The following is a 21,413-nucleotide window of genomic DNA, read 5'->3' on the forward strand; positions in this document are numbered from 1 at the left end:
GACGGAACAGCCCACGAACCACGTCGAGAGGAGCGCAGGATGAGCTTCACGATGACGTTCGACGCGTCCCACAAAGTGGGGCGCGGCGGGCACGCGCAGGCCTTCTTCAGGCACATCGCGCGTGATCTCGATCAGGCCGCAGGGTTCCACTTCTCGCAGGCGAACAAGAACATCGTGCCTGAGCGAACCAAGCTCAACATCACGGTCGTCAACGACGGTTCGGGGGCGTTCAGAAAGGCGCGCTCGGTGGCGGGCCGACCTCCGTCCGACGAGTTCGACGCGTACCTGAAGCAACGGTTGAGCACAGTAGACCGGCGGCTTCGCAAGGACGCTGTGCTCATGCGTGGATTGATCCTCCAGCTGGATCCTAGATGGTTTGATGAGAACAATCCCGACTGGAGATCCTCCGGAATGAACGCTGAGGCCGTCGCCTATATGGGGGCAGCACTTGACTGGGCATGTGCGGAGTTCGGGCAGCCGAACATCGTCGGGTGGTCTGTCCACCTGGACGAGTTCAATCCACAACTGCAGGTAATCGTGACCCCGGTCACTGAGGACGGCCGGCTGTCGCAGAAGGACTTCTTCAAGGGGCCCTCCGACCTGAAACGCCAGCATAAGGAGCTGCGTGATGCTGTGGCAGCGGCCGGATACGACGTCGAGTATCGAGTGACTGAGCGATCACGTGAGCACCTGAGCAGCAGTGAGTTCCAGGCAAAGTCGGATCGTCTCCGTGAGGCGGTGCGACAGGTCGAGAGCGATCAAAACATGAATGAGCTCCTCAAGCTGCGGTTGCGCAAGCGGATGTCGACCATGGACGACCACGAGGCTCTCGTCGTGGAACGTGAACGTGAGGCAGAACTTCTCAACTCCAAGGCTGAACAGGAGCTGCGGGACGCTCAGGCCGCAGCAGAACTGGCCAAGACCGCGCGAGACGCGGCGACACTAGCTCGTCAGGCAGCAGACATGGAGAAACGCCGCCTGCAGGATCTGCACGCCCGCCTGGAGGATGTTCCGGCCGACGTAGATCGCTGGCTCGACAAGGTGTCGGTTGGTGGCACCCCGTTGCGAGCTCGATTTGAGGCTGACATGGCGAAACTTCACGCTCTGCGCCGCGAGGCTCTCGAAATGACCCAGCAGGACAGTCTCCTCGCTCCGCGCCGGGCCGACAGAGAGTACTAGGCCTGAATCAGCCCTGTGTGACCGGGTGATGACCATAATGTGGTCATCACCTGGTCACTCGGTGGTCACGGAACGAGCCACACCTTTAGTGACCTTCACTTGGTCATACCCTGGCCACAATGCGGTCACAAGATGGTCACTCCGCGGTCCGCCAAATTGGGCGTGGCCACTTGGTGACCACATTATGGACATTGAACGGGCGGGATGTGGCCACCCGGTGGTCACAAGTCATGCTCGCCAGGAGAGGCAGCGACTCCAGCGTTCCCGACCGCGTCGCGCCGACAGTCCGAACGCTCACGTTTTACTTCCGCGACCACTCAACTGTCACGGTCTCCGCAGCGGAGTCGAGGTTCGTGACGCGTCGACCGTGTCCCACAGGGTGAATCTTGACCGTCATGAGAGTCTCAACGATCAACCGCCGGCGCGCGAGAGTCGCGTCACTCCACCAAGCCCGAACATCATCGACTTCGGCCAGCTCGGCGAGAGGGTCTTCTCGGATCGCTCGGGCAATCTCCTCGCTGATCGAACGCATTTCATCTGCGATCTCGCGCAGGCTGTCGTCGGCTTCCAGGTCCGTCATGAGTCCGCGCGCCACGAAGCGTGCGATCGACTGCCTCCGCGTCTTTAGTCCTTCCCGGGTTGCGTGAAGAACGCCTATGTCCGCTCGGTCCGCACGCGGGGAAACCAGTTGTAGGGCATCCGGCGCGGACAAGCGCGCGATACACACCTCGGACACGAACTCGTCGATGATGTCACCGTTGCGCATGAAGTGTCCCTTCACGCAGCGATAGGCGTGATAGCGCAGCGTCTGCGCCGCACCACTCCCATCGATTCGAGCGGTTGGGTGCGTCTCGCCGCGCGCAGAGCGGACTGGCGTGGAGCAGACAGCGCAGACTGCTAGACCGGAGAGCAGCCATTTGCGAGCCGTGCCGCTGTGGTTCGGCGCTACCCCGATCAGCCGGCTGCGAGCCGCCACCAGGTGATCGCGCTCGACGATCGCGCCCCATGACCCGGGCGTGCACGCTTCAAGGTCAATTGCGGTTGCGTCATACTTACCGCTGGGCTGCGCAGGCGCCAAGAGGGCCGCATACACCGGGTTCAACAGCACGCGTCGAACCGTGGACGAGCTCCATCTAGACCCCCTGCGCGTCAGCCGACCAGCTTCGCTGAGATCCCGGGCAATCTGTCCGAGAGGCGCTCCCGCGAGAAACTCACGGAAGATCTGTCGCACGTCTTCCGCCTCTGCGTCGTCGATTCGATAGCGGATACCCGTCGAATCACGTTCGATCTGAGGAACCCACCGATACCCGTGCGGCGGCTTGCCCGGAGTCGGGTGTCCGGCCGCTCTGCGCGTCGCTGCATATCGCGCCGCGCGCGCCCCCTTTATCTTCACCTCACGCTCCGCGAGAAGGACGAGCTGCTTGAGCATGAAGTCGTCGTGCTCGGTGTCGATGGCTTCGCGAATGACGACTACGCGGATGTCTCGACGCGGGGGGCGGATGTCCAGGACATCGATCAGACTTCGCGTGATGCGCGAGGTCTCGGTGACGATGATGGTGTCAAATTCGCCCGAATCGAACGCCTTGAGCATGGCAGCCCATGCTGTCTTCGGGCCGCGCTCCTTAGAGGCGGAGGTGTCGTTATCCTGAAACTCACCAGCGATCTGCCACCCCCGCCGCTGGCACTCCGCTCGGCAGTCATCGAGTTGCTGGCCGATTCCCTGCTCCTCGTCAACCGACTGTCGCACGTAGATCGCGACGCGCGGGGTGGTGCTGCGGATCGTTGGCATGTGGACATCATCGCAGAGTATGCATCGGGTCAACCACGATGGCCGCGGTCGCCTTCGCCGGTCTGCTCGTGGCGATCATGCGCTCGGACGAGGTGCGGGGCATCCTCACCGGTCTCGTCCGTCGAGCCCTGACCGTGTCATGACGCACGGCGGACACGACACTCGCGCGACCGCGGCCCCGTCGTGGTGGCGGGGCGACCGCGGTGCCGTCGCGGCAGAGCTCGCCCTGGCACTACCGGCCATCGTGCTGGTGCTGCTGCTGGGGGCGGGAGCTCTCCTGGCGGCGTCGCGGCAGGTCGCGCTGCAGGATGCTGCCGCCGACGCCGCCCGGCTGCTCGGCCGTGGCGAGGACGCGGCGGCGGCTGCCCGGGTCGTCCACGAGGCGATCCCGGGCGCCGGTGCCGCCTTCGCCCCTGCCGGCGACCTCGTGTGCGCCACGGCGACGCTCCGGTTCTCCCTCGGAGCGGTCATCAGCGTCCCGCTGCGCGCCTCGAGCTGCGCCCTGGACGGGGGCCGCTGATGGCCGGGTCGGCGCTCGCAGCCGCGCTCCTCGTGGTGAGCGCCACGCTGTCCGTCGGTCTTGCGGCCGTGGGCGGTGCGGCGGTCACGGCACAGCGTGCGGCGGGCGCCGCCGACGCCGCCGCGCTCGCCGCCGCCGATGCCGCGAGCGGCGCGGTGCCGACGGCGGACGAGCCCTGCGCGTTGGCCGCCAGGGTCGCCGCGGCGAGCGGGGCGGCCCTGACGAGCTGTTCGCTGGAAGGGTATGTGGCGACCGTGTCGGTGGAGGCGGCGTACGCTGGACTCGCTGCCGTCTCCCGCGCTCGTGCCGGGCCACCCGAGGAACCATGACGGCGGCTCTACCCCTCGCCCGCTGTGAACGACCCCTGATAGCGGTGTGTATGGTGTGCTTCGAAGAAAGGACGCCCCTTGGCTGAAGGCAAGAAGCTCGTCATCGTCGAGTCCCCGACGAAGATGCGGTCTATTCAGGGATACCTCGGCGACGGTTACGAGGTGCTCAGCTCCGTCGGCCACATCCGCGATCTCGCCGACAAGAAGGACATCCCGGCCGAGGACAAGAAGGCGTACGGCAAGTACTCCATCGACATCGACAATGGCTTCGACCCCTACTACGTGGTGTCGGACCGCAAGACCAAGACGGTCGCCGAGCTCAAGCGCGCGCTCAAGCACGCCGACGAGGTCCTGCTCGCCACTGATGAGGACCGCGAGGGCGAGGCCATCGCCTGGCACCTGCTGGAGACGCTCAAGCCCAAGGTGCCGGTCAAGCGCATGGTCTTCCACGAGATCACCAAGGATGCGATCCAGGCCGCTGTCGGCAACACCCGTGAACTCGACCACGCCCTCGTCGATGCGCAGGAGACCCGCCGCATCCTCGACCGCCTCTACGGCTGGGACGTCTCGCCGGTGCTCTGGTACAAGGTCAAGACGGGGATCTCGGCCGGCCGCGTGCAGTCCGCCGCGACCCGTCTGATCGTCGACCGCGAGCGCGAGCGCATGGCCTTCGTCTCCGCGGAGTACTGGGACGTCGACGCCGACGCGGCCGCGACCGGCACGTCCTTCCGCATCCGCCTGGTGCGCGTGGACGGCGGCCAGCTCGCCCGCGGCTCCGACTTCGACGACACCGGGAAGCTCAAGAAGGCGGTCGTGGTCCTCGACGAGGCGAAGGCGGCGGCCCTTGCGCGCGCCGTCGACGCCGCAGGGGCGGGAACCGTCACCAAGGTCGAGGCCAAGCCGGGAACCCGCAGCCCCTACGCACCCTTCACGACCTCCACCATGCAGCAGGAGGCGGGCCGCAAGCTCTCGATGAGCGCGAAGCAGGCGATGAGCGTCGCCCAGCGCCTCTACGAGAAGGGGTACATCACCTATATGCGTACCGACTCCACGGCGCTGAGCACCCAGGCGGTGCAGGCGGCCCGGAGTCAGGCCGTGGCTCTCTACGGCGACAACGCGGTGCCGCTCAAGCCGCGCGTCTACAAGTCGAAGAGCAAGAACGCCCAGGAGGCGCACGAGGCGATCCGCCCGTCGGGGGAGAACTTCCGCACGCCGTCCTCGCTGTCCGGCGAGCTCGACCGCGAGGAGCAGCGGCTGTACGACCTGATCTGGAAGCGCACCGTCGCGAGCCAGATGTCGGACGCCAAGTACGAGACGACGACCGTCACCATCGCGGTCGAGGCGGACGGCCAGACGGCGGAGTTCACCGCCTCCGGTACGGTCTACACGTTCAAGGGGTTCCTCGAGGCGTACGAGGAGGGTCGGGACGAGAAGCGCAGCGACGCCGACGCCGCGGAGAACCAGTCCCTGCCCGCCGTCTCCGTCGGCGACGAGCTGGCCGTGTCCGCCGCGGAGGCGAAGGGTCACCGCACCACGCCGAAGCCGCGCTACACCGAGGCCTCGCTGGTGAAGGTGCTCGAGGAGAAGGGCATCGGCCGTCCCTCGACCTTCGCCACGATCCCGGAGACCATCCTCGATCGCGGGTACGCGGTCAAGCGCGGCCAGGCACTCGTGCCGACGTGGCTCGCGTTCAGCGTGGTGCGCCTGCTCGAGGAGCACTTCGCCGAGCTCGTCGACTACGACTTCACCGCGGCGCTCGAGGACGACCTCGACACCATCGCCCGCGGCGAGCAGAACCGTGTGGAATGGCTGAAGTCGTTCTACTTCGGCTCCGACTCGCACGTGGGTCTGCGCCAGGTCGTCGACAACCTCGGCGAGATCGACGCCCGCGCGCTGAACTCGACGCGGATCACCGACACCGCGACGCTGCGCTTCGGCAAGTACGGCCCCTACCTCGAGGTGACGGACCCGAAGGATCCGGAGGCCAAGCCGCGCATCGTCAACGTCCCCGAAGACCTCGCGCCCGACGAGCTCACGGCGGAGAAGGCCCAGGAGCTCATCGACGCGCCGGTCGCCGGCGATCGTGTCCTCGGGGTGAACCCGGAGAACGGCAAGGTCGTCGTCGTCAAGGACGGCCGCTTCGGCCCCTACGTGCAGGAGAACGATCCGGTCTCCGACGACGCCGTCGTCGACGAGGCCACCGGCGAGGTCGTCGACCTTCGGCAGGCTCAGGCACCCAGCGCGAAGGGGAAGCGCGGCGCGAAGAAGGAAGCGGCGCCCAAGCCCCGCACCGCCTCGCTGTTCCGCTCGATGTCGGTCGACACGATCGACCTCGACACCGCGCTGCAGCTGTTGAGCCTGCCGCGCGTGGTCGGCGTCGACCCGGAGTCGGGCGACGAGATCACCGCGCAGAACGGCCGCTTCGGTCCCTACCTGAAGAAGGGTGCCGACTCCCGGTCGCTGGAGAGCGAGTCGCAGATCTTCGACGTCACGCTGGAACAGGCGCTGGAGATCTACCAGCAGCCCAAGTACGGCGCCCGCCGGGCGTCGAGCGCGCTGGCGGAGTTCGACGCCGACCCGGTGAGCGGCAAGCCCATCCGTGTGCGCGATGGCCGCTTCGGACCGTACGTCACCGACGGTGAGACGAACGTCACCATCCCGCGCGGACAGACCCCGGACGACATCACGTTCGAGATCGCCGTGCAGATGCTCGCGGACAAGCGCGCCAAGGGTCCGGCGCCCAAGCGGGGAGCGGCGAAGAAGGCTCCGGCCAAGAAGGCTCCCGCGAAGAAGGCGCCCGCCAAGAAGACGCCGGCGAAGGCCTCCACGGCGAAGAAGTCCACGGCGGCGAAGACGTCGGCCACGTCGGCAGCCCGCTCGGCGGCGGCCAAGAAGGCGGCGGCGACCCGGGCCGCGAACGCGGCGGCGAAGGCGGCAGAGAAGGCGGACTCGTGACCGCAGGCCCCGGCCTCTGGATCACGCTGGAGGGCGGGGACGGCTCCGGGAAGACGACCCAGTCGAACCTCCTCGCCACGTGGCTCGAGCAGAGCGGTCGGACGGTCGTGCGCACCCGGGAGCCGGGCGGCTCCGAGGTCGGACAGCTCATCCGCGACATCGTGCTCCACCACCGCGGCGACATCGCGCCGCGCGCGGAGGCGCTGCTCTACGCCGCCGACCGCGCGCACCACGTCGCGACGGTGGTGCGTCCCGCGCTCGCCCGCGGCGAGATCGTGCTGCAGGACCGCTACCTCGACTCCTCGGTGGCGTATCAGGGCGCCGGACGCGTCCTCGACGCCACGGAGATCCGCGACCTGTCGCTGTGGGCCGCGGAGGGTGCTCTTCCGGATCTCACCGTGCTCCTCGATCTCGATCCGGCCACGGCGCGCACGCGCCTCGACTCGGCGGACAAGCCGTTCGATCGGCTGGAGGCCGAGAAGGAGGCCTTCCACGCCCGCGTGCGCGACGCCTACCTCGAACTGGCCCGTGCGGAGCCTGCCCGGTTCCTCGTGATCGACGCCGCGGCGTCGCCCGAGCGCATCGCCGACCGCATCCGCGCCCGCGTCTCGGCGCTCTTCGACTGATCCTCCACAGAGAGGGCTTCGTCCGACGGGACGCACGGTCCGTCAGCGGGTGGTGGGAGCGTCGGCGGTCCCGATTAGGCTGAGTGCATGCCCTCGACCCTCGCCCCGCCGTTTCCCTGGGCCGATGTCTGGGGGCAGGAGGCCGCCGTCGAGACGTTGCGCGCCGCCTCGGCCGATCCGGCCGCGCTCTCGCACGCCTGGTTGATCACGGGCCCTCCGGGATCCGGACGCTCGACGCTCGCCTATGCCTTCGCCGCGGCGCTCATCGCAGACGGGCCGGACGACGAGGCCACGATGCGCCAGGTCCTCGCCGGCGCCCACCCCGATGTGACGGCGCTGCGCACCGACAAGGTGATCATCACCATCGCCGAGGCGCGCGCTCTCGTCGAGCGCTCCTACTTCGCCCCGTCCGCCGGCCGCTATCGGGTCATCGTCGTCGAAGACGCCGACCGGATGGTGGAGCGCACCTCGAACGTGCTGCTCAAGGCGCTGGAGGAGCCGCCGGAGCAGACCGTCTGGATCCTCTGCGCGCCGAGTGAGGCCGACCTCCTCCCGACCATCCGGTCACGCGTGCGGTCGCTCCGACTCCGCGAACCCGACGTGGCGGACGTGTCCCGCCTCATCAGCCTCCGCACGGGGGTGGACGAGGCCGTCGCCGAGCAGGCCGCCCGACACGCGCAGCGCCACATCGGCATGGCCCAGCGACTCGCCACCGACGACGCCGCCCGGCGACGCCGCGACGAGACGCTCCGCGCCGTGATGGGCGTGCGCGGGGTCAACGACGCGGTCGAGGTCGCCGGGCGCATCATCCAGGCGGCGACGGAAGACGCCAAGGCACTCACGGCCGAGCGGGATGCGGCGGAACGTGCCGCGCTCCTGCGCACCGTCGGGGTCGCCGAGGGGCAGGCCGTGCCTCCGGCGCTGCGGGCCCAGGTGTCCGCGCTGGAGGACGAACAGAAGAAGCGGGCGACGCGGAGTCTGCGGGACGGCATCGACCGCGTCCTCACGGATCTGCAGTCGCTCTTCCGCGATGTCGTGATGCTGCAGTACGGCCGCGGTGACGATCTCATCAATCGCGAGCTGCACGCCGAGCTGGCCGCCCTCGCCGCCGCCTGGAGCATCGAGCGTACGCTCGTCGTGCTCGACCACCTGGCTGAGACCCGTGAGGCGCTGGAGCGCAACGTCGCCCCGCTGCTCGCACTCGAGAGTTTGCTCGTGACCGTCACGAGCGGGAGGAAACCGTGAAGACTCGATCCCTGCCCCGCCTCCGTCGCTCCGCGGCGCTCATCGCCGGTCTGGCCGCCGCCTCGGTCGTGCTCTCCGGGTGCCTCTACGCCATGATCCCGGAGCAGTCCTCGAAGCCGGCCGTGGAGAAGACCCCGGACACCGAGGGTGTCGCGGAAGATCTGCTTCCCTTCTACTCCCAGGAGCTGGACTGGACCGAGTGCGGTCCGGGCTTCGACTGCACGACCGTCACCGCGCCGCTCGACTGGGAAGACCCGGGAGCGGGAGAGATCGAGCTCGCCGTCGTGCGGCATCGCGCCGAGGGCGAGGCGATCGGCTCGCTGCTCACGAACCCCGGTGGCCCCGGTTCCAGCGGCGTCGACCTCATCCAGGGAAGCCTCGACTACGCGGTGGGTCCGGCGCTCATCGAGAACTACGACGTCATCGGCTTCGACCCGCGCGGGGTCGGCGCCTCCACCGCCGTCACCTGCTACGACGCGAAGGAGATGGACGAGTACCTCTACGGCATCCCCTCCGCGCCGCGGGGCACCCCGGAGTGGGAGACCGAGCTGCTCGATTCCGCGCGCGGCTTCGGAGAGGCGTGCGACGCCAACAGCGGGGGCATTCTCCCGTACATCACGACCGTGAACGCCGCCCGCGACATGGATCTCCTCCGCGCCGTCCTGGGCGACAAGGAGCTCAACTACCTCGGGTACTCGTACGGCACGTTCCTCGGGGCGACCTACGCCAAGCTCTACCCGGAGAAGGCCGGGCGGCTCGTGCTCGATGGGGCGATCGATCCCTCCGTCCCCGGTCTCGAGGTCGGTGCCACGCAGGCGCTCGGCTTCGAGTCGGCCCTGCGGGCCTACATGCAGAACTGCCTCGACTCCGGCTCGTGCCCCTTCAGCGGGACGGTCGACGAGGCGATGGCCGATCTCGGCGCCCTGCTCGCGAGCGCGGACCGCACGCCGTTGAAGAACGGCGACGGCCGGCTCATGGGCGCCGACGCTCTGATGACGGCGATCATCGCGGCGCTGTACTCGGAGGACAGCTGGGAGATCCTCACCCAGGCCCTGGAGGAGGCGCTGCAGGGTGACCCGTCGACGGCCTTCCGCCTCGCCGACTTCTACAACGGCCGGGAGAACGGCACCTACATCGACAACTCGACCGAGGCCTTCCGCGCGTACAACTGTATGGACTACCCGGTCGAGGACGACCCTGCGGCCGAGGCGGCCACGGAGAAGAAGATCGCGGAGGGGGCGCCGACCATCGCTCCGTACTGGTCGGGCCCCGACCCGTGCGAGGTGTGGCCGTATCCGCCCACCGGCACCCGCGAGAAGATCACGGCGGAAGGCGCGGGTCCCATCGTCGTCGTCGGTACCACCAACGATCCGGCGACCCCGTACGAGTGGTCGGAGTCGCTCGCCGACCAGCTCTCCGAGGGCGTCCTCATCACCCGCGTGGGGGAGGGCCACACCGGTTACAACAAGGGCAACGTCTGCGTCGACGAGGCGGTGGAGGCCTTCCTCCTCGACGACGTGGTGCCGGAAGACGGCCTGCGTTGCGAGTGAGAGAGCCTCGATTCGCGAGCGAGCGCGAGACAGGGTAATATCGGTGATCGCGCCGCTCACGCGTCGCACGCCGCTTTAGCTCAGTCGGCAGAGCATTTCACTCGTAATGAAAAGGTCGTCAGTTCGATTCTGACAAGCGGCTCAGGAAAACCCCCGGAACCCTCGTGGTCCCGGGGGTTTCCTCGTCTGCGGGCCCGGCCGCGGGGCGTACGCTCGGAGCATGAGCAGAGCGCTTCTCATCGTCGACGTGCAGAACGACTTCACCGAGGGCGGTGCCCTCGCGGTTCCGGGCGGTGATGCGGTGGCCGCCGCCGTCTCCGCCTACCTCGCGTCCCACGCCGACGACTACGAGGTCGTCGTGGCCTCCCGGGACTGGCACGATCCCGACGGCGACAACGGCGGCCACTTCTCCACGACCCCGGACTACACCGACTCCTGGCCCGTGCACTGCGTCGCCGGCACGGCCGGAGCCGACTACGACCCGCTGCTCGTGACTGACGGCGTCACCCACCACGTGCGCAAGGGGCAGGGCCGTCCGGCCTACTCGATGTTCGAGGGGGTGACCGACGACGGGGCGACGGTCGCCGCGGTACTGAGCGCGGCCGGCGTCGTGACGGCCGACGTCGTCGGCATCGCCACGGACCACTGCGTCCGTGCCTCCGCACTCGATGCGATCGCCCACGGCGTCCACGTCCGCGTCCTCACCGACCTGGTCGCCGGAGTGGCGCCCGAACCCAGTGCCGCGGCCCTCGCCGAACTCGCGCACGCCGGTGCCGAGCTCCTCGAGAGCACGGAGGCATGAGCCGCAGCGTCCTCCTCCTCCGTGCGGTCAACCTCAGCGGACGCAACAGCGTGCCGATGGCCCGGCTGCGGGAGGTGCTCGCCGCCGCCACCGACCTGGAGGACGTCTCCACCTACATCGCCAGCGGCAACATCCTCTGCGCGACGCCGCGGGAACCCGCGGCGGCCTGCGCGACGGTCCGGGCAGTCGTCGCGGAGGAGTTCGGTGTCGACACTCCGGTGATCCACCGCACGCACGCCGAGCTCGCCGAGTCCGAAGCGGCCCAGCCCTTCCCGGAGGGGGAGCTGAAGCTCGTGCACTCGATGTTCTTCGAGGGCGCTCCCGCCGCGGGCGCCCTCGAGGCGCTGCACGAGCGCCTCGTCCCGGGGGAGCGTCTCGCCCTGGTCGGACACGATCTGTGGATCGACTACGCCCCCGGCGGGGTGCACACGACGAAGCTCACGAAGGCCGTGCTCGACCGGGCGCTCGGGGTACCCGGCACGGCGCGCAACCTGCGCACCGTGCGGAAGCTCATCGCGCTGACGGCGTGACCACGGCCCGGCTCAGCGCGGTCGGCGGCATCGGGGGATGCGTGGCGAGGTCGACCCGGCGGGAGTCGCAGCCCGCGCACCGGACGTAGACGACGACGCCCTCGCTGGTGGGATGGCGCGACTCCACGAGCCAGGCGTGCTCGTGGGTGTCGGCGGCGGAGGCGAGCCGGGGGATCGGGAGGGTGTCGGAGGAGGTCATGGGACCAGCGTGATGTAATGGTCTTATGCATCTCAACCCTTACGGTGAGTACGCGGTGCTCCTCGCGGCCTCCCTCGCGAACGACTGGCCGGCCGATCGCGCGGGCATCGAGGAGCGGTCGCTCGCGCTCGGGATGACGCAGACGTTTCCGCCGGCCCCGGACGACCACGCGCAGGTGCGCGCCGTGATCGATGACTGGCTGGCCATCGTGGATGAGCCGGACCCTGATGCGCGGGCCGCCCTGCTCAACGATCAGCTCGCCACCGCGGGTGCCTATCCGCGGCTCACCAATCACGATGACGAGGGCTGGCACCTGCACTACCGGGACGACGTGCGCTCGCTGCCCTTCGTGCTGCGCGCGATCATCAACCTCGGCACGGCGCTGCACCTCGTGACCCGAGGGATGAACCGACTCGGGCGCTGCGACGCGCCGCCGTGCACCAACGTCGTCGCGGACGTGACGCGCAACGGCCGCCAGCGGTTCTGCTCCGTGAGGTGCGCGAACCGGGCGGCCGTGCGGCGCCATCGGGCGCGCGTCAGCTGAGGGTCAGGCCGTCTGCCCCGCGTGCTTGCCCTCGCCGATCTCCTCGACGAGCTTGGCGTTGAACGCCGGGAGGTCATCGGGGGTGCGGCTCGACACGAGACCCTCGTCGACCACGACCTCCTCGTCCACCCAGCTCGCGCCGGCGTTGCGGAGGTCGGTCTTCAGGCTCGGGTAGCTCGTGATGGTCCGACCGTCGACGACGCCGGCCTCGATGAGGATCCAGGCGCCGTGGCAGATCACGCCCACGGGCTTGTGCTGCTCGAAGAACGCGCGGGCCAGGTCGATGGAGGCCTGATCCATGCGGAGGTGGTCGGCGTTCACGACGCCGCCGGGCAGCACGAGCGCGTCGAACTGGTCGGCGCTGGCGTCCGCGGCCTTCAGGTCGACGGCCTGTTCGTGACCGTTCTTGCCGGTAATCGCCGCTCCGTCCGGGGCGATGAGCGTGGCGCTCGCGCCTTCCGTCGTCACCGCCTCCCAGGGGCTCGTGAGCTCGCTGTCCTCGAAGCCGTCCGTCGCCAGGAATGCCACGCGGTTTCCGGTGAGAGTCATGGTCCGTCCTTTCGGTGGGAAGTCGCCCTGTTCCGGGGACTCCTCGACCCTCTCGCGGGTCGCCGGACCTCACCAGGGGGTGGCCAGCCGTGAACGACGGTGATACAGAGCCGCCGTGCGGGACGGTGCGACTCCCCTCGGTGGTGAGGATGCGGTGGGCCCCGTGGGGCTCGAACCCACGACCCGCGGATTAAAAGTCCGATGCTCTGCCAACTGAGCTAGAGGCCCGTGCTCCCAGTCTAGGGGGCGCACGACGAGGGGCCGTCGGCGCCACAGCCGCCGACGGCCCCTTCACCTGCCCCGTGTCCCTCCTGACAACAGGGGAGGCCGTGTGCCGGTCGGGTCGCCGGCACCGTCCCTGGCTTACTCAGCCGGGGGCATCAGGACCGAGTCGATGAGGTACACGGTCGCGTTCGCGGTCTGCACGCCGCCGCAGATGACGTTGGCGTCGTTGACCATCCACTCGTCACCGCTGCCGGTCACCTCGAGGTCGGCACCCTGGACGGTGGTGTGCATGCCCTCGATGTCGGACGGCTCGATCTGGCCCGGAACCACGTGGTACGTGAGGATCGAGGTCAGCAGGTCGCTGTCGGTCTTCAGCGTCTCGATGGTCGCGGGGTCGATCTTCGCGAAGGCGTCGTCGACCGGCGCGAACACGGTGAACTCGTCGCCGTTGAGCGTGTCGACGAGGTTCACGTCGGGGTTCAGCTCACCGCTCACCGCCGACACGAGCGTCGTCAGCATGGGGTTGTTCGAGGCGGCGACCGCCACCGGGTCCTGGGACATGCCCTGGATGGAGCCGGCGCCGTCCGGGACCTCTTCCGCGTACGCCGCGCAGCCCGGGCCGACGAGGTTCGCCGCGGGGTCCATCTCCATCGGCGTCGACTCCGACGTCTCCGGCGTCGTCGGCTCCGACGACTCCTCCGTGCTCGTTCCGCTGCCCATGGAACATGCCGAGAGCAGGAATGCGCTCGCCAGACCCAGGGTGACTGCTGCGGTGACCTTCTTCTTGGTGCTGAACATGTCGAGCTCCTTCGAAACTCCGGCCACGGCCTCTCCGTGGCGTCGAGGGCTGTTCGGAAGCCTCCGCGGATCGGATGGGAGGAATTTCGAGATTCTCCGAGATCGGATCCGATCCAATCCGCTGCGGGGGGTCGGCGCGAACAGCACCCGACAGAGACGAGGACCTCATGGACCTGATCATCATCGGCCTGCTCGGCGGGCTCATCACCGGCATCTCGCCGTGCATCCTGCCCGTGCTCCCGGTGATCTTCCTCACCGGCGGTGCCCAGTCGGCGTCCTACGAGGGGGAGGCGGTGCCGGCGAAGCGCAGCCGCCCCTACTTCGTCATCGCCGGTCTCGTGCTGAGCTTCACGCTCGTGACGCTCGCCGGGTCGCTCCTGCTGGGCCTGCTGAACCTGCCGCAGGACATCATCCGCTGGGTCGGCATCGCCGTGCTGGTCGTCATCGGGGTGGGGCTCATCGTGCCGCGGTTCCAGCACATCCTGGAGCGGCCGTTCCAGCGTTTCGGACAGCGCGAGGTGAAGAACCGCGGCAACGGCTTCGGCGTCGGCCTCGCTCTCGGAGCCGTGTTCGTCCCCTGCGCGGGTCCGGTCCTCGCGGCCATCATCGTCGCCGGCTCCACGGGGCAGATCGGCGTGGGCACCGTGCTCCTCACCGTCTCCTTCGCGATCGGCGTCGCGGTGCCGCTGCTGGTCTTCGCGCTCGCGGGACGCAGCGTCATCGAGCGCATCCGGGCCTTCCGGACGAAGGAGCGCGCGCTGCGGATCGCCGCTGGCGTGGCGATGATCGCCCTCGCCGTGGGACTCGTCTTCAACGTGCCGCAGGCGCTGCAGCGTCTACTCCCGGACTACACCGCGCCGCTGCAGGAGCAGATCGCCGACTCCGAGCAGGTGCAGGACGCCCTCGACCTCGGCGGCCTGGTGAACGAGGAGAACAAGGACCTCGACAAGTGCACGAACGGCGCGACCGAGCTGGAGTCCTGCGGGACGGCGCCGTCCATCAAGGGGATCCAGCAGTGGCTCAACACCCCGGACGGGGAGGCGATCGACCTGAAGGACCTGCGCGGCCAGGTCGTCCTCATCGACTTCTGGGCGTACTCCTGCATCAACTGCCAGCGCTCCATCCCGCACGTCGTGGCCTGGGACGAGGCCTACCGGGACGCGGGGCTGCAGGTGATCGGCATCCACTCGCCCGAGTACGCGTTCGAGAAGGATCCGGGGAACGTCGCGGCGGGCGCGCGCGACTTCGGCATCGAGTACCCGGTCGCTCTCGACAACACCCTCTCCACCTGGACCAACTACCGCAACCGGTACTGGCCCGCGCACTACCTCATTGACGCGGAGGGGACCGTCCGCCACATCTCCTTCGGCGAGGGCAACTACGCCGCGACGGAGGCGATGATCCGGGAGCTGCTGCAGGACGCCGACCCCGACGTCGACCTCCCCGCAGCCACGGACGTGAAGGACGAGACCCCCGAGGTGGGAGCCACGACCCGGGAGACCTTCCTCGGCTCCTCGAAGGACGTCAACTACGGCGGCGGCGACGAGTACCGCCGCGGCGACGGCAGCTTCCGCTTCCCGGACGACCAGCCCAACGACAGCTTCGCGCTGGACGGCGACTGGACCGTGGACACGCAGTACGTCACGCCGACCGCTGAGGACGCGCGGATCCGGCTGCAGTATCGGGCGGCCGAGGTGCGCATGGTCGTCGCGGGGTCGGGCGAGGTGGTGGTCACCGACGCCGACGGGAACGCGCAGACGATCCGGATCGACGGGACGCCGCGCTCCTACGGCCTGCTCGAGCAGGACGACATCGAGAAGGGCACGTTCACGCTCGAGGTTCCCACCGGCGTCGAGGTGTATTCGTTCACATTCGGGTGACGTCTGCACGGGAAGAGGGAGGAGATACGGCATGCTTATGGAGATGGTCATCGATGGGATGGACGTCCCCGAGGACGGGACGGCGCCGCAGGATGCTGTCGCCGACCTCCTCGTCCGCGTCGCCTCCGGTGATCAGGCTGCCTTCGCCACGCTGTACGACTCCCTCTCCTCCCGTGTGTTCGGCCTCATCCTCCGCGTACTCGTGAACCGCGCGCAGAGCGAGGAAGTGCTGCAGGAGGTGTTCCTCGAGATCTGGCAATCCGCTTCCCGGTTCGCTCCGAACAAGGGACAGGGACGAACCTGGGTGATGACCATCGCGCATCGCCGGGCCGTGGACCGGGTGCGGGCTTCGCAGTCGAGTGCGGACCGGGACGTGCGCGCGGGCTTCAAGGACCTCGGCGTCGCGCACGACAGCGTGGCGGAACGGGTGGAGCTGGGGATCGAGGGAGAGCGGGTCGTCGCGGCGCTGTCGGGGCTTCCGGAGGCGCAGCGGGAGGCGCTCGTCCTCGCCTACTACGGCGGTTACAGTCAGAACGAGATCGCGGCGCTCGTGGGAGCACCGCTGGGCACGATCAAGACACGGATGAGAGACGGGCTGACCCGGCTCCGCACGGCGATGGGGGTGACGGCATGAACGAGAAGGACTTCGCGGAACTCGCGGCAGGTGCCGCGCTCCACACGCTCTCGGCGGACGACGAGCGCCGGTACCGCCGTGCCCTCGCTGAGCACCCGGAGTGGGCGGCGCAGGACGACACCGACACCGCCACGGCCGCTCTCCTCGCCGACGGCGTGGCCCCGGTCACTCCGCCCGCCGGCATCCGTGCGGCTCTGCTCGCGCAGATCGCCCAGACTCCGCAGGGCGGCGCCGCGGACTCCTCGTCCGACTCGGGCGAGCCCGACGGACCCGCGGACGAGAGCCCTGCCTCCGGCGCCGCCGCTCCCGCTCCGGCTCGCCGCTGGACCCGGCTCGCTTTCGCGCTCGCCGCATGCCTCGCGCTCCTCGTGGGCGTCGGGATCGGTGCAGTCGCTCTGAACGACCAGCTGAACCGCCCGGCGAGTGTCGTCGCGCTGCAGGAGATCGAATCCGCGGGCGACGCGCAGAAGGCGACGGTCGAGCTCGACGACGGCGCGACGGCGACGGCGCACTGGTCGGGCTCGGTCGGGAAGGCCGTGCTCGTCACGGACGGACTGCCCGAGGTGGCGGACGGCAAGACCTATGAGCTGTGGTTCGTGCGCGGAGAGGATCCCATCGCCGCGGGTGTGTTCGACGTCGACGGCGGGGAGGCCACCGCGCTCCTCGAGGGCGAGATGCAGGCCGGCGACGCCATCGCGGTGACGGTCGAGCAGGAGGGCGGATCGCCGTCCGGGCTCCCCACGACCGACCCGGTGATCGTCATCCCGACGGCCTGACCGTCCGAGGCGGGGCGTACCCTGGAGGGATGCCCGAGCAGCACCATCGCCCCGTGCGTCGTCCGACGAGCGCCTTCGACAACATCGTCGGCGCCCATGATCCCGCCGAGGAGACACGCGTCGCGCACGCCACCGCCTCCGCGTTGCTGACCCGCGTGCGCGAGGACGAGAGCGGGGCGAGCGTCGAGCGGCTGATCGCCTTCACGAGCGAGCACGGGATCGACGAGATCGCGGAGCTGTGGTCGAAGGCGCCGTCGCGCACCCTCCCCGGATCGCTATGGCGGCTGTACGTGCTCCAGCTCGCGATCCACGGCGATCCGCGCACTGCGGCCCTGCTCTACGACCGGGGACGGGTCGAGCTGCCGTCGGCCGACGCCGTGGTCGCCGGGGCGCCCGTGCCGGCGAGCCCGGACGAGCTCGTGGCTCTCATCGACACGATCCTGCGCGGCGCCTTCCGCGGCGACTTCGCCGTGGCACTGGAGCGCGCCGCGGCGTTCTGCCGCGTCCAGGCCTCGGGCGCGACGCACACCGCCGACGACTACGAGTCCACGGAGCCCGCCCGGGCGAGCGAGCTCACCACGCGGGCGCTGCGGCTGAGCAGCTATGCCCAGGACCTCGCGGCCTCGGCGGCCCTGTGGCGCACCGGCGCCCTGGCCTGAGTCCGAGCGGGCGGGCCGGCGTCCGGACAGAGAAAGACCGGGCCGCAAGAACGCCTCTCGGCGGAAGGCCGCTCGCAGCGGCGAAAATTGGAGCCCGGGGTTATGCGGCCCGGCCACTCCAGTGTAACGCGAGGACGCGGTGGGTATTCCCGGCGGCCTAGGCTCGGTGACATGACCCGTCGCTTCGCCCTCATGATCGATCCCGTCACCGCCGACGAGCAGCGTGCCGACTACGCCGACACGTTCACGCAGGTGGACGCCGCGGCCCCCGCCCTCAGCGTTGGCGAGCTGAGCACGCAACGGGGCGACGGCGTGTTCGAGTCCATCGGCGTGATCGACGGACATGCGCAGGAGGTCGTCCCGCATCTGGAGCGCCTTGCGCACTCGGCGCGACTCTGCGACCTCCCGGTGCCGAACCAGGAGCAGTGGCGGCAGGCGATCCAGCAGGCAGCCGCACAGCTCGGGGCGGGGGAGTCGGTCATCAAGCTGATCCTCAGTCGCGGCGTCGAGCACGGGCCGACGCCGACAGCCTGGGTCACGGCGGCTCCGGCGGCGGACTTCGCGGCGGTACGGCGGAACGGCGTCAAGGTCGTCACCCTCGACCGCGGATACGACCTCGGCGCCGCGGAACGGGCGCCCTGGCTGCTGCTCGGAGCGAAGACGCTGTCCTACGCCGTGAACATGGCGGCCCTGCGCGAGGCCAAGCGCCGCGGAGCCGACGACGCGATCTTCCTGTCGAGCGACGGCTTCGTGCTGGAGGCTCCGACGGCCTCCCTCATCCTGCGCTTCGGCGACCGCTTCACGACCCCGGCCCCGAACGGCGGGATCCTGCACGGCACCACGCAGCTCAGCGTCTACGACCACCTTCTCGCGCGGGGCTTCGAGGTCGGGTACGACCGCATCCCCGCCGCCGAGCTGACGCGGGCCGACGCCGCATGGCTCGTGTCGAGCGTGCGTCTCGCGACCGCCATCACTGCGATCGACGGCACGCCGGTCGCCGTGGACGCCGCCCTCACGGACGACCTCAACGCCTACCTCCTCTCCCCGCGCGACTGAGTCCTCCGGGTCCCCGGGCACGACTTCGGAGATGCCGGACGACACGCCGTGGGCCGCGCCCCGACACCGGCGTGTCGTCGACGATCTCCGAAGCTGTGCCGGCACGGGGCGGGATCAGGGGCGGCGACGCATGGTCTCCACGATGGCGCGCTCGACGAGGGGCCAGTCGTGGAGGACCATCGCGTAGTCGAAGCGGAGAGTGGCGTGGCCCCAGCCGGCGGCGGTCGCATCGCGGACCAGATCGCGGTGCCGGAGAGAGCTCTCCTCGTGGTTGGCGCGTCCGTCCGTCTCGATGATGAGCCAGTCCTCGATGAGGAGGTCGACCCGGCCCGTCCCGACCACGCCGACCTGCGTCCGCACGCGCCACCCGTAGCGTCGGATCCTCAGCCGCACCAAGGATTCCAGGCCGCTGTCGGCATCGGCCCGCGAGAAGGCGATGAGGTCGCGCCGCCTCGCCCTCACTGGCCGCGCCACGACTCGGTAGCCCGCCGTCTGTGGACGATCCTCGCCACTCGCGATCCGTGCAGGAGTCACGACCCGTGCGCAGCTTCGGAGATCGAAGGAGACACGCCGAGTCGGGAGGCCAGGCGGCGGCGTGTCCCCGAAGATCTCCGAAGTTGTGCCCGGGGGACGGGGGATGGGACGGGGGTGGGGGGATGGGTCAACCGAAGCGGCCGGAGACGTAGTCCTCGGTGGCCTGCACGGACGGGGTCGTGAAGATGTTCGTCGTGTCGTCGTACTCGATGAGCTTTCCGGGCTTGCCGGTGCCGGCGATGTTGAAGAAGGCCGTCTTGTCGGAGACCCGGCTCGCCTGCTGCATGTTGTGCGTCACGATGACGATCGTGAACTCGTTCTTGAGCTCGCCGATCAGCTCCTCGATCGCGTAGGTCGAGATGGGGTCGAGGGCCGAGCACGGCTCGTCCATCAACAGCACCTCCGGGGAGACGGCGATCGCGCGGGCGATGCAGAGACGCTGCTGCTGGCCGCCCGAGAGGCCGGAGCCCGGACGGTCGAGGCGGTCCTTGACCTCGTTCCACAGGTTCGCGCCGGTGAGGGACTTCTCGACGAGGTCGTCCTGCTCGCTCTTCGACATGCGCTTGTTGTTGAGCTTCACCCCGGCGAGCACGTTCTCCTTGATCGACATCGTGGGGAACGGGTTCGGCCGCTGGAACACCATGCCGACCTGGCGACGCACGAGCACCGGGTCGACGCCGGCGCCGTAGAGGTCCTTGCCGTCGAGCAGCACCTCGCCCTCGACGCGGGCGCCGGGGATCACCTCGTGCATGCGGTTGAGAGTGCGGAGGAAGGTGGACTTGCCGCAGCCCGACGGGCCGATGAAGGCCGTGACGCTGCGCGGCTGGATGTCGAGGGAGACGCCTTCGACCGCGAGGAAGTTGCCGTAGTAGACGTTGAGGTCGTTGACTTCGATGCTCTTGGACACGTGGATTCCTATTCTGAGTGGTCGGGCGCTCAGCGGCCGTTGACCTTCGGGGCGAACAGCTTCGCGATCAGGCGGGCGAGCAGGTTCAGCACCATGACGATGAGGATGAGGGTGAGGGCGGCGGCCCAGGCGCGCGCGACGGCGGCGTCCGGGCTCGTGCCCTGGTTCATGTACTGGTTGTAGGCGAACACCGGGAGGGTCATCATCTGGCCGTCGAAGATGTTCGTGTTGAGGCTCTGCGTGAAGCCGGCGGTGAGCAGCAGCGGGGCGGTCTCGCCGATCACGCGGGAGATGGCGAGCATGACCGAGGTCATGATGCCGGCGATCGAGGTGGGCAGGACGACCTTGAGGATCGTGAGCCACTTCGGCACGCCCAGAGCGTAGGAGGCCTCGCGCAGCTCGTTCGGGACGATCCGGAGCAGCTCCTCGCTGCCGCGCACCACGACAGGCGTCATCAGCACGGCGAGGGCGAGAGCGCCCATGAAGCCCATCGAGATGCCGGGACGGATCAGGAGGGCGAACACCGCGTAGATGAACAGACCGGCGACGATCGAGGGGATGCCCGTCATCACGTCGACGAAGAACGTGATGGCCTTGGCGATCTTGCCGCGGCCGTACTCGACGAGGTAGATCGAGGTCATCAGACCGACCGGCACGGAGATGATCGTGGCCGTCAGCGTGATGAGGATCGTGCCCCAGATGGCGTGCACGATACCGCCGCCGTCACCGACGACGTTGCGCATCGAGTAGGTGAAGAACTCGGCATCGAAGCGCTCGAGGCCGTTCGCCACCACGGTCCACAGCAGGGAGATCAGCGGCAGCAGGGCGATGAGGAAGGCCGTGGCGACGAGAGCCGTCATCAGGCGGTCGACGGCCTTGCGACGGCTCTCCGCGATGGAGGAGATCACCGTGATGATCACCATGTAGAGCAGGATGCCGACGACGACGGTGCCCGCGATGTTGAAGTCGGCGAGCGGGGTGTCCGAGCCGGCGGCGGCGACACCGAACACCGCGGCGGACACGACGAACGAGACGCCGAGGAGGGCCCACGGAGCCCACTTCGGCAGGCGGCCGGAGGTGAGGGCGGTGGTGCTCGCGGCGGGCGGAGCGCTGGTGAGGGCGGTCAT

Annotated in this window: 22 protein-coding genes, 2 tRNA genes and 1 pseudogene; 17 read left to right on the top strand and 8 right to left on the bottom strand. The window is 69.1% G+C overall.

Features of this window, described 5'->3' with window-relative positions; all coding sequences use genetic code 11:
* The first annotated feature begins 39 nt into the window (after positions 1-39).
* Entirely contained in the window at positions 40-1,179 is a 1,140-nt protein-coding gene (locus AUV07_RS11475; RefSeq protein ID WP_062636255.1) for a plasmid recombination protein, read from the top strand.
* Between the two features lie 301 nt (positions 1,180-1,480).
* Here the strand turns inward: AUV07_RS11475 and AUV07_RS11480 are convergent, their stop codons facing one another.
* The gene (locus tag AUV07_RS11480) at positions 1,481-2,968 is read right to left on the bottom strand and encodes a recombinase family protein (RefSeq protein ID WP_062636256.1); all 1,488 of its coding nucleotides are present in this window, start codon (positions 2,966-2,968) and stop codon (positions 1,481-1,483) included.
* Positions 2,969-3,003: 35 nt separating this feature from the next.
* Here AUV07_RS11480 and AUV07_RS17370 point away from each other — a divergent pair.
* The 10 genes and pseudogenes from AUV07_RS17370 to AUV07_RS11525 form a co-directional block, all read left to right on the top strand.
* Positions 3,004-3,111 (top strand): annotated as a pseudogene (locus tag AUV07_RS17370) (DUF4244 domain-containing protein); the annotation flags it as partial.
* On the top strand, positions 3,108-3,488 hold the full coding sequence (locus AUV07_RS11485; RefSeq protein ID WP_062636257.1) for a TadE family type IV pilus minor pilin: 381 nt from the start codon (positions 3,108-3,110) through the stop codon (positions 3,486-3,488). The pseudogene AUV07_RS17370 and the gene AUV07_RS11485, both read left to right, overlap by 4 nt.
* Entirely contained in the window at positions 3,488-3,817 is a 330-nt protein-coding gene (locus tag AUV07_RS11490) for an Rv3654c family TadE-like protein (protein WP_025104274.1), read from the top strand. Before AUV07_RS11485 ends, AUV07_RS11490 begins: the two co-directional genes overlap by 1 nt.
* Positions 3,818-3,895: 78 nt before the next feature.
* Entirely contained in the window at positions 3,896-6,772 is a 2,877-nt protein-coding gene (topA, locus tag AUV07_RS11495) for a type I DNA topoisomerase (protein WP_062636258.1), read from the top strand.
* Positions 6,769-7,398, top strand: a complete 630-nt coding sequence (gene tmk, locus AUV07_RS11500) for a dTMP kinase (protein WP_025104276.1) — start codon at positions 6,769-6,771, stop codon at positions 7,396-7,398. Before topA ends, tmk begins: the two co-directional genes overlap by 4 nt.
* Positions 7,399-7,485: 87 nt before the next feature.
* The gene (locus AUV07_RS11505; protein ID WP_062636259.1) at positions 7,486-8,643 is read left to right on the top strand and encodes a DNA polymerase III subunit delta'; all 1,158 of its coding nucleotides are present in this window, start codon (positions 7,486-7,488) and stop codon (positions 8,641-8,643) included.
* Positions 8,640-10,193 (top strand): alpha/beta hydrolase, encoded by a 1,554-nt coding sequence (locus AUV07_RS11510; RefSeq protein WP_082802930.1) that lies wholly within the window; start codon positions 8,640-8,642, stop codon positions 10,191-10,193. The genes AUV07_RS11505 and AUV07_RS11510 overlap by 4 nt, the downstream gene beginning before the upstream one ends.
* Positions 10,194-10,262: 69 nt before the next feature.
* Positions 10,263-10,335: transfer RNA gene (locus AUV07_RS11515), tRNA-Thr, on the top strand.
* A gap of 78 nt (positions 10,336-10,413) precedes the next feature.
* Positions 10,414-10,995, top strand: coding sequence for an isochorismatase family protein (locus AUV07_RS11520; protein ID WP_062636261.1), 582 nt, complete (start codon positions 10,414-10,416; stop codon positions 10,993-10,995).
* Positions 10,992-11,525 carry a DUF1697 domain-containing protein gene (locus AUV07_RS11525; RefSeq protein ID WP_062636263.1) on the top strand — a complete coding sequence of 178 codons (534 nt, stop codon included), beginning with the start codon at positions 10,992-10,994 and terminating at the stop codon, positions 11,523-11,525. The genes AUV07_RS11520 and AUV07_RS11525 overlap by 4 nt, the downstream gene beginning before the upstream one ends.
* On the opposite strand, the gene AUV07_RS11530 is transcribed toward AUV07_RS11525, so the two are convergent.
* Complete coding sequence (locus AUV07_RS11530; RefSeq protein WP_062636265.1) at positions 11,506-11,724, bottom strand: hypothetical protein; 219 nt, start codon at positions 11,722-11,724, stop codon at positions 11,506-11,508. The genes AUV07_RS11525 and AUV07_RS11530 overlap by 20 nt on opposite strands.
* Positions 11,725-11,749: 25 nt before the next feature.
* Between AUV07_RS11530 and AUV07_RS11535 the strand changes: the two genes are divergently transcribed.
* Positions 11,750-12,268 carry a CGNR zinc finger domain-containing protein gene (locus AUV07_RS11535; protein WP_062636267.1) on the top strand — a complete coding sequence of 173 codons (519 nt, stop codon included), beginning with the start codon at positions 11,750-11,752 and terminating at the stop codon, positions 12,266-12,268.
* 3 nt (positions 12,269-12,271) lie between these two features.
* On the opposite strand, the gene AUV07_RS11540 is transcribed toward AUV07_RS11535, so the two are convergent.
* The 3 genes from AUV07_RS11540 to AUV07_RS11550 all read right to left on the bottom strand — a co-directional run bounded on the left by AUV07_RS11540 (position 12,272) and on the right by AUV07_RS11550 (position 13,840).
* Positions 12,272-12,817 (bottom strand): type 1 glutamine amidotransferase domain-containing protein, encoded by a 546-nt coding sequence (locus AUV07_RS11540; RefSeq protein WP_025104283.1) that lies wholly within the window; start codon positions 12,815-12,817, stop codon positions 12,272-12,274.
* A gap of 155 nt (positions 12,818-12,972) precedes the next feature.
* Positions 12,973-13,045 (bottom strand) — tRNA-Lys (locus AUV07_RS11545).
* Between the two features lie 135 nt (positions 13,046-13,180).
* Positions 13,181-13,840: a fasciclin domain-containing protein gene (locus tag AUV07_RS11550; RefSeq protein ID WP_062636269.1), complete on the bottom strand. Its 660-nt coding sequence runs from the start codon at positions 13,838-13,840 to the stop codon at positions 13,181-13,183.
* 167 nt (positions 13,841-14,007) lie between these two features.
* Between AUV07_RS11550 and AUV07_RS11555 the strand changes: the two genes are divergently transcribed.
* The 5 genes from AUV07_RS11555 (at position 14,008) to AUV07_RS11575 (ending at position 18,845) form a co-directional block, all read left to right on the top strand.
* Positions 14,008-15,720, top strand: a complete 1,713-nt coding sequence (locus AUV07_RS11555; RefSeq protein WP_062636271.1) for a cytochrome c biogenesis protein DipZ — start codon at positions 14,008-14,010, stop codon at positions 15,718-15,720.
* Positions 15,721-15,751: 31 nt separating this feature from the next.
* On the top strand, positions 15,752-16,354 hold the full coding sequence (gene sigK, locus AUV07_RS11560; protein ID WP_025104287.1) for an ECF RNA polymerase sigma factor SigK: 603 nt from the start codon (positions 15,752-15,754) through the stop codon (positions 16,352-16,354).
* Positions 16,351-17,130, top strand: a complete 780-nt coding sequence (locus tag AUV07_RS11565; RefSeq protein WP_062636273.1) for an anti-sigma factor — start codon at positions 16,351-16,353, stop codon at positions 17,128-17,130. The genes sigK and AUV07_RS11565 overlap by 4 nt, the downstream gene beginning before the upstream one ends.
* Before the next feature lie 29 nt (positions 17,131-17,159).
* Positions 17,160-17,789: a hypothetical protein gene (locus tag AUV07_RS11570; RefSeq protein WP_062636275.1), complete on the top strand. Its 630-nt coding sequence runs from the start codon at positions 17,160-17,162 to the stop codon at positions 17,787-17,789.
* Positions 17,790-17,960: 171 nt separating this feature from the next.
* Positions 17,961-18,845, top strand: a complete 885-nt coding sequence (locus tag AUV07_RS11575; protein ID WP_062636277.1) for an aminodeoxychorismate lyase — start codon at positions 17,961-17,963, stop codon at positions 18,843-18,845.
* A gap of 114 nt (positions 18,846-18,959) precedes the next feature.
* On the opposite strand, the gene AUV07_RS18030 is transcribed toward AUV07_RS11575, so the two are convergent.
* The 3 genes from AUV07_RS18030 to pstA all read right to left on the bottom strand — a co-directional run bounded on the left by AUV07_RS18030 (position 18,960) and on the right by pstA (position 21,413).
* Positions 18,960-19,379 (bottom strand): endonuclease domain-containing protein, encoded by a 420-nt coding sequence (locus AUV07_RS18030; RefSeq protein ID WP_331709280.1) that lies wholly within the window; start codon positions 19,377-19,379, stop codon positions 18,960-18,962.
* Between the two features lie 127 nt (positions 19,380-19,506).
* A complete protein-coding gene (pstB, locus tag AUV07_RS11585; protein WP_062636281.1) occupies positions 19,507-20,286 on the bottom strand; it encodes a phosphate ABC transporter ATP-binding protein PstB in 780 nt (259 codons plus the stop codon).
* A gap of 29 nt (positions 20,287-20,315) precedes the next feature.
* Positions 20,316-21,413, bottom strand: a complete 1,098-nt coding sequence (gene pstA, locus AUV07_RS11590; protein WP_062636282.1) for a phosphate ABC transporter permease PstA — start codon at positions 21,411-21,413, stop codon at positions 20,316-20,318.

It is taken from the genome of Microbacterium sp. CH1 (assembly GCF_001595495.1).
Classification (GTDB): Bacteria; Actinomycetota; Actinomycetes; order Actinomycetales; family Microbacteriaceae; genus Microbacterium.